The organism is uncultured Fibrobacter sp. (assembly GCF_900316465.1).
Classification (GTDB): domain Bacteria; phylum Fibrobacterota; class Fibrobacteria; order Fibrobacterales; family Fibrobacteraceae; genus Fibrobacter.
In genome coordinates this window covers 1-8,042 of record NZ_ONDD01000050.1, presented here as the reverse complement: position 1 = coordinate 8,042, position 8,042 = coordinate 1, and the positions used below count along the sequence as shown (strand labels likewise).

At 50.5% G+C, this 8,042-nt stretch carries 8 protein-coding genes and 1 pseudogene; 7 read left to right on the top strand and 2 right to left on the bottom strand.

The features are described 5' to 3' along the window. A pseudogene (locus QZN53_RS12700) lies at positions 1-180 on the top strand (4-hydroxy-tetrahydrodipicolinate synthase); the annotation flags it as partial. Between the two features lie 18 nt (positions 181-198). Continuing rightward, on the top strand, positions 199-897 hold the full coding sequence (locus QZN53_RS12695) for a hypothetical protein (RefSeq protein WP_163439285.1): 699 nt from the start codon (positions 199-201) through the stop codon (positions 895-897). A gap of 111 nt (positions 898-1,008) precedes the next feature. Here the strand turns inward: QZN53_RS12695 and QZN53_RS12690 are convergent, their stop codons facing one another. Both QZN53_RS12690 and QZN53_RS12685 read right to left on the bottom strand, forming a co-directional pair. Beyond that, complete coding sequence (locus tag QZN53_RS12690; protein ID WP_163439284.1) at positions 1,009-2,493, bottom strand: DUF1846 domain-containing protein; 1,485 nt, start codon at positions 2,491-2,493, stop codon at positions 1,009-1,011. Between the two features lie 44 nt (positions 2,494-2,537). After that, positions 2,538-3,866, bottom strand: a complete 1,329-nt coding sequence (locus QZN53_RS12685) for a GGDEF domain-containing protein (RefSeq protein ID WP_163439283.1) — start codon at positions 3,864-3,866, stop codon at positions 2,538-2,540. Positions 3,867-4,250: 384 nt separating this feature from the next. On the opposite strand from QZN53_RS12685, the gene QZN53_RS12680 reads away from it, so the two are divergent. The 5 genes from QZN53_RS12680 to QZN53_RS12660 form a co-directional block, all read left to right on the top strand. Beyond that, positions 4,251-5,723, top strand: coding sequence for an amidophosphoribosyltransferase (locus QZN53_RS12680; RefSeq protein WP_163439282.1), 1,473 nt, complete (start codon positions 4,251-4,253; stop codon positions 5,721-5,723). 374 nt (positions 5,724-6,097) lie between these two features. Then, positions 6,098-6,541, top strand: a complete 444-nt coding sequence (gene rpsP, locus QZN53_RS12675; RefSeq protein ID WP_073318120.1) for a 30S ribosomal protein S16 — start codon at positions 6,098-6,100, stop codon at positions 6,539-6,541. A 114-nt stretch (positions 6,542-6,655) separates the two neighbouring features. Further along, a complete protein-coding gene (rimM, locus tag QZN53_RS12670) occupies positions 6,656-7,213 on the top strand; it encodes a ribosome maturation factor RimM (RefSeq protein WP_163439281.1) in 558 nt (185 codons plus the stop codon). Then, on the top strand, positions 7,210-7,914 hold the full coding sequence (trmD, locus tag QZN53_RS12665; protein ID WP_163439280.1) for a tRNA (guanosine(37)-N1)-methyltransferase TrmD: 705 nt from the start codon (positions 7,210-7,212) through the stop codon (positions 7,912-7,914). Before rimM ends, trmD begins: the two co-directional genes overlap by 4 nt. A 15-nt stretch (positions 7,915-7,929) precedes the next feature. Beyond that, on the top strand, positions 7,930-8,042 hold a 113-nt coding region (locus QZN53_RS12660; RefSeq protein ID WP_163439279.1), incomplete at its 3' end, for a 50S ribosomal protein L19.

Below are 8,042 nucleotides of genomic sequence, written 5' to 3'. Positions count from 1 at the left end.
GACTACGTGGAAGCGACCTTCTGCCGCAAGAACCCGATTCCGCTGGGCACGCTGTTCAACAGCCCGCTGTTCCAGCCGCTCGTTAGCGTGAAGGACACCGCACATGGCGTCGAAGCTGTCGAACGCATCATGAAGCTCATTAACGAAAAGGCTCCGAGCCTCAAGAAGTACCACGTTTAATTTTACCAGGAGATTCACATGGCAAAGACTCAGAAATCCATCAGTGACGAAATCTGCGACTACCTCAAGAAGCAGAAGCTCTCCCCCATTCCCGTTCAGACCCTGAACGAAGACATGGAAACCACCCGCTACTTCGGCGGCGACCTCAAGGAATTCATTGCTGCAGCCAAGACGCTCGGCGCAAAGGGAATCTTTGTTGAAACCCTGTACCTCGAAGAAGACGAATTCTACTACGACAGCGGCATGGACGATGAAGAATACATGGCCCTGTACGGCAACGAAGAATGCTGCAACGGCGACTGCAAGTGCGGCAAGTGCGAAGGCAAGAAGAGCAAGAAGGCTAAGGACGACGACAGCGATGTCGACGCCGTTTACTTCGAACCCGAAGACCTCGACGGTCTCGACCTGACGCTCCTCAAGCCGCAGATGGCCAAGTACCTCGACCGCGTGGGCGAAGCCTGCGGCGCACGCCTCACTGTTCCGGGTGTCGACCACCTCGAAGTGGAAATCTTCGCTGATTGGTACGATGACTTCGCCGAACTCGTAGACGAAGCCTCCGAAGCAATCGAAATCGACCCGACCGACGCTCTCCGCCAGGCTCAGGCAATCTTCGAAGCCGAAGAAGCTGAACTCGCCAAGGCCGAAGACAAGAGCGTGAAGAAGATTGCGGTTCACCCCCCGAAATCTTCCAGCAAGAAGGCTTCCAAGAAGAAGTAATTCTTCCAAGCAAACGAAGTAATTGCATACAAGCTAAAAAGTCGCGACACCGTCGCGACTTTTTTTTCATTTAAAAGGGGATGCCCGACCAAGTCGGGCATGACACTCTATTTAGCCATGATATAATTTGCTGGTCTGATACGTAGGCTCAGTCGTCAGGTTAACACCGAGACGGCGGAACACGCCCACATCTACCTGAGAAAGAATCACGCTGGAATGCACTTCGCAGTGGCGAAGTTCCGGGAGTTTTTCCATAGCAATCTTGGCGTTATAATCCGTGAGGGCGCAAACAGAGAGCGCAACCAGAACTTCATCCATATGCAGGCGCGGGTTCTTGTGGCCGAGCTGCTTGGTTTTCAGACTCTGAATCGGTTCAATCACCATCGGCGAAAGCAGACGCACTTCATCAGGAATACCAGCCAAGTGCTTGAGCGAATCCAGCAACATTGCAGAAGAGGCGCCAAGCAAAGACGAAGTCTTACCCGTAATGATAGCGCCATCGTTCAGCTGAATTGCTACAGCCGGGCCTTCGGATTCTTCGGCCTTCTTGACGGCAGCCGCAATCACGGGGCGGTTTGCAGTACTGATCTGGGCTTGTTCCATAATCAGTTCCTGCTTGTAAACTTGATCCTTGTCGGCGTTGCCCTTACGCACATCGCAAAGCGTGTTGTAGTAGCGACGGATGATTTCCTGGCGAGCGGCTTCGCAAACGGCGTCGTCATCAACAATGCAATTGCCGGCCATGTTCACGCCCATATCGGTCGGACTCTTGTACGGAGATTCACCGAGAATGCGGGTAAACAGGGCGTTCAGCACCGGGAAGATTTCCACATCGCGATTGTAATTGATAGTCGTCTGTCCGTAGGCTTCCAAGTGGAACGGATCAATCATGTTCACATCGTTCAAGTCGGCGGTGGCGGCTTCGTATGCGAGGTTCACCGGGTGCTTGAGCGGAATGTTCCAAATCGGGAAGGTTTCGAACTTGGCATAGCCAGCCTTTACACCACGCTTGTTTTCGTGGTAAATCTGCGAAAGGCACACAGCCATCTTTCCACTTCCGGGGCCCGGAGCCGTCACCACCACAAGTTCGCGAGAAGTTTCAACAAATTCATTCTTGCCGTAACCGTCATCGCTCACCACCAGCGGAATGTTGCTCGGGTAACCAGCAATCGGATAATGACGATAAACCTTGAGGCCTAAACCTTCGAGTTTTTTCTGGTAAGCAACGGCACTCGGCTGTTCCTGCCAGCGGGTCAGCACCACGGAGCTCACATAAAGACCGTAACCACGGAAGGCATCAATCAGGCGCAAGACATCTTGATCGTAGGTAATACCCAAGTCGCCACGGACCTTGTTCTTTTCAATATCGCCGGCATTAATGGCGATAATGACCTCGGCCTTGTCCTTGAGCTTTTCGAGCATGCGGATTTTACTATCGGGCGCAAAGCCAGGCAACACGCGGGATGCGTGATGGTCATCGAATAGTTTTCCGCCAAATTCCAGATAAAGTTTTCCGCCGAACTTCGCAATGCGCTCGGCAATCTTTTCGGACTGCGTCCTCAGGTACGCGTCGTTATCAAACCCTACTTTAAACATCTTTTGCCTATCTATAGAATTAACTTTCCAAAGATAGAAAAGATTTATCTGCGAGCGCCCTTTAGGCTTACCTTATTTTGATACATTAAAGCATCGGCTTTTTTAAAGACATCGGCAACGCTATGGTCGCAAGTCTTGTCAAAAACAGAAATACCACAGGCCATAACTACTTGACCATCAAAGGCATTCCGTTTTACAGTTTCTGCAAAATCATTCTGCAACTTTTCGCGGATTTCAAAATCTCCACCACGAAGAATCGCTACAAATTCGTCACCACCTACACGGAACACCGGACTGTGTCTGAACGTGTTGCACACAAGCCTGCTAGCCGCCTTGATATATTCGTCACCCACGATATGTCCGCGCGTATCATTAACATCCTTAAGACCGTTCACATCGCAAATGGCAATGGCGAATTCAACATCTTCGCCCGACTGGATTTGCTGGTTCAGTTTGGCTTCAAATTCACCATAAGCAGTCTTGTTCTTGATTCCCGTCAAGCCGTCACGGCGAGCCTTTTCATAGGCAATGCTGGCCTCTTCCCTAATTTTCTGTTCACGGCGAATTTGAGAATCAATGTTGGTCACGCTAATCACGATATGCTTTTTATCGGAATAAACGGCCACCATTTTTACAAACAAAGGACCATCAGGAGAATTCAGGCGATAGGTAAACGTAAACACGCCATGATCATCCAGTTCCTTCAAAAGGACACTTCTTTCCAAAGCAGCCGTCAGCAACGGGATATCATCTTTGTAAATGACGCTAAGAGCATCTTTTTTAAGCTGATTGAAGAAATCATCGCCTTCAAGGGCAATACTCAGCTCGCAGAACACACGTTCGCTCTTGTATTGCACATAATGGTTTGTTTCCAGATCCACCATGTAAAGGGCGTCGTAGCGTTCAGCAAGCGCCATCACGATCTGGCCGTACAGTTCACTTTTAGAAGCTTTCTGCTTAAGAGCCAGACTTTCTCGTTCCTGTTTGTCGATGTTTGTAACACCGATAATCAAATAATCGCGCTGTTTACCCTGCCCACGAACAACCTTCATGGAATACCAAACCGGGGTTCCATTCGCAACAATGCGATACTTTCCTCTAAAGGTATTTCCGTTCTGTACAGAAGCGACAAGCTTTTCTTTAGTAGCAATATTTTCAGCAAACCAGGCCTTGTCATCTTCATAGACAACCGTTTCCAAGTTTACGCGGGAATCGGCCCAGAAATTACTCGTTTCGTTCAATTCAAGGTTTTTATGGTTCCCGCTGAACGCAAACATGGCGTAGTTATCGCTTTCTATATCGACAAAAAACACGCACTCGTAATCGAGCGAGAGAGCCATCGAAATATCTTCTATAGACAAAAGCGAATCCATCGGCAAACCGTTTTAGAAACTTTACGTTCTATAAATTAATAAAATTTTAAGGAAAATCAAACATTTTTCCGGATTTCCTATAAAAATAATCCCGAAAGAGGCCGAAACGCCACTACCTAAACAGATGTGCAGTAGCCGAAGGGATGTGAGATGTGAGGTGTGAGGTGTGAGGTGTGAGGTGTGGGGTGTGAAGTGAGGGATGAGTAATGAGTAATGAGTAATGAATAATGAATAATGAATAATGGATATTGGATATGGAGGTAGAATGAATAGTTAAAGATGGTTTTGAGATTGAAAGTAATAATTATGTTTTTACGGCTTAACAAGTCGCACAAAATTTCTACCTTTGAATTCAAATTTTCCCCAATCACTCAAGGAGTATTTATGGGCGGCTTTTGCGGTGTTGTTTCTAAAGAAGATTGCGTAAGCGATCTCTTCTTCGGAACCGACTACCATTCACACCTTGGAACCCACCGTGGCGGTTTGGCTGTTCTCAAGGCCAACGGACACTTCCATCGTTCAATCCACAATATCCAGAACACCCCGTTCCGCAGCAAGTTTGAACATGACTTGCCCTCTTTTGCAGGAAACGTAGGTATCGGCGTTATTTCGGATACTGACCCGCAGCCGCTCGTCATGACATCCAAGCTCGGCACGTTCGCTATCGTGACCGTCGGCTTGATTACGAATATCGAAGAAATTAAGAACGAGCTGTTCAAGAACAACTGCATGCAGCTCCAGTATTCCACAACTAGCGGAATGGTCGGACCGACCGAAGTGGTGTCCGCCCTGATTGCAACGCAGGATTCCATTGTCGATGGTCTCAAGTACGTACAAGAAAAAATCAAGGGTAGCTGCTCCGTTCTTTTGATGGACGAAAACGGCAAGTTCTACGCCAGCCGCGACAAGTGGGGCCGTACGGCAATCGTGCTCGGCAAGAAAGACGGCGCCATGATCGCCCTGCAAGAAAGCTGCGCTCTCCATAACCTCGGCTTTGAATATGTCCGCGACATGGGTCCGGGCGAAATCGCCGAACTCACACCGGATGGCGACAAGACGCTCGTTGCTCCGGGCAAGAAGATGGCTATCTGCTCGTTCCTCTGGGTTTACTACGGCTATCCGGCATCCACTTACGAAGGCCGCAATGTGGAAATGACCCGCTACCGCTGCGGTTCTGCCCTTGCAAAGCGCACCCCCACCGAAGCAGACGCCGCCTGCGGTATTCCTGACTCCGGTACGTCCCACGCCCTCGGTTACGCTCACGAAGCCGGCATCAAGTTCGCCCGCCCGTTCGTGAAATACACGCCGACTTGGGCCCGTTCCTTTATGCCGCAGGACCAGAAGCAGCGCGAACGCGTGGCATCCATGAAGCTGATTCCGATTCCGGGACTCATCAAGGACCGCCGCCTGGTGTTCTGCGACGACTCCATCGTACGCGGTACCCAGCTCGGTAAGCAGGCTCAGAAGCTCTACTCCTTGGGCTGTAAAGAAACCCACATGCGTATCGCTTGCCCGCCGCTGGTTTTCCCCTGCAAATTCATCAACTTCTCTCGTTCCAAGAACGAATACGACCTGATTACCCGTCGCTACATCCGCGACCAGGAAGGCGAAAATCCCGATTTGGACAAGTACACCAATCCCGATGGCGAAGCCTACAAGGGAATGGTGGAATACATCCGCCAGAAGCTGAACCTGACGACTCTTGCGTTCCAGCGCATCGACGACCTGATTCACGCTATCGGTCTCCCCGCCGAACAGCTCTGCACCTACTGCTGGAGCGGTAAGGACTACGCCGAAACGGGTGACTGCTACCATTGTCCTTGTTGTAAAGAGACCGAATCGGCTAAAGAAGACTAAGTACGTACCACTGAGCCGATTCTCTCGCAACCGCCCCAGCTTAACGCCTGGGGCTTTGTTGCTCACGGCGACGACAGCGAAAGCAAGGATAAAGAGTAGTTCAGTCCTCAATTAGGACTTTCAAGCCCCCGGTTAACCCCCGGGGGCTTTGTCATTCATGGGGTGCTTTTTATGGCCTAAATTTGGCGAAATTTACCGGAAAACTGCATTTTTGCGAATTTACGCCTTTAAAATTCAATTAATTTGTTTGTAAAGAACGGAAAAATTTTACATTGCCGTCCTTTACAAACAAGATTCTTTTGCTATATTTGGCCCAAAACAATAAAACAAACCCCATTTCCCCGCAAAGGGGAACAAACAAATAAGAGGTTAAAATGGCAACCGTTATCCGTCTCGCTCGTTTCGGCAAGCGTCACAACCCCATCTACCGCGCCGTGGTGATTGATTCCCGCAAGGCTCGCGACGATAGCTTTATCGAACAGGTGGGTTTCTACAACCCGAATTCCAAGACTCCGGAAATCAAGTTCGAACAGGAAAAGGTCCTCAAGTGGCTCCAGACCGGTGCACAGCCGTCTGACACCGTTCGCAGCCTCCTCAAGAAGGTCGGCATCATGGACTTGTTCCACGAAATCCGCGCCGGCCGTTCTATCGAAGGCAAGACCGCTACTCCGCGTGCTGAAAAGGCCAAGAAGGCCAAGCTCGGTCCTAAGGCTCTCGCCAAGATCGAAGCTGAAAAGGCTGCCAAGGAAGCCGCTGCTGCTGAAGCCGCTGCCGCTGCCGAAGCACCGGCCGCTGAAGCTCCTGCCGCCGAAGCATAATTTTCGCTTTATAAAGAGTCTCGCGCCAAACAACGCGGGACTTTTTTATGCAGCAAAAGCCGCTTGAACAAGGGCAACCGCCTTCCACCGATTCAAAACCCCACTAAGTCTTTCATGTCTGAATCCGAAGAATACATCACCGTATGCCAGCTCATGCGCACTCATGGCGTCAAGGGCTACATCAAGGCGATGCCATTCACTCACGACCTAACACGTCACGAGCAGCTTAAGGATGTGATGCTAAAGAAGACCAATGGTGAACAGGTCCAATTGACTCTGGAAGATTCCAGGCTTGCAAACAATCTGTGGTTACTCAAGTTCAAGGGGTACGATACGCCGGAATCGCTCACCCATTTCGTGAATGCAGACGTAATGATTCCCGAATCGGAGAGGCTCCCCGCCCCCGAAGGGCAATATTACCTGGACGATCTGGAAGGGTTCCGCGTAAAACTGGAAGACGGCCGCGACATTGGCGAAGTTCTTGAAGTCGAAGAACTGCCTACCGTGAACGCATTTCACATCAAGTTCGATGCAGCCTTCCAACGCGAATTTTCCGCGAAAACAATCCTCGCCCCCTGGATAGACGACTGTGTCTTGGACGTGGACGAAGATGGCAAGAACATCGTATTCAGCGCAGACTACCTCAAGAGCCTGTGCCCGGAGGAAAGGTGAGAATCGACTGCATCACCATCTTCCCCGAGATGTTCGCCCCCATGAAGCAATCGATCATGGGTCGCGCCCAGAGCAAAGGTCTGATGGAATTCAATACCGTCTACCTGCGCGACTTTGCCATCAACGATTACGGCCAGGTGGACGACGTGCCCTATGGCGGCGAACCGGGAATGGTCATTAGGCCCGAACCGCTCGCAAACGCTATTCGCAGCACGGGTGTCAAGGAAGACGGCGGTAAAGTCATCTACTTGACTGCAGACGGGGTTCCCTTTACCCACAAGATGGCCAAGGAACTTTCGAAAGAAAGCCACCTGGTACTTGTCTGCGGGCACTACAAGGGAATCGACGACCGCATCCGCCAGTCCGAGGTCGACTTGGAGATTTCTATCGGCGATTTTGTCGTGAGCGGAGGCGAACTGCCTGCCATGCTCGTGACGGATGCCGTGGTGAGACTCCTGGACGGGGCGCTCGGCAACAAGGAATCCGGCGAAACGGACTCTTTTGCGCAGGGCGTACTGGGATGGCCGGTCTATACCCGACCCGAAGTTTTTGAAGGAAAAAAGGTCCCCGAAGTGCTCCTTTCGGGCCATCACGCGAACATTAAAGCCTGGAGGCGCCAAGAATCGTTAAAAAGAACGCAAGAAAGACGCCCAGACATCTTTAAAAATCTTGAAGAAGATACTAAATTTGGCATCAAATAAAAACGAGGTACACAAATGTCCCTGAACATTGAAGCAATCCATAACGAAAACTTGAAGACCGACCTTCCTGAACTCCGCGCTGGCGATACCGTCACCGTGAACGTGAAGGTGATCGAAGGCACCAAGGA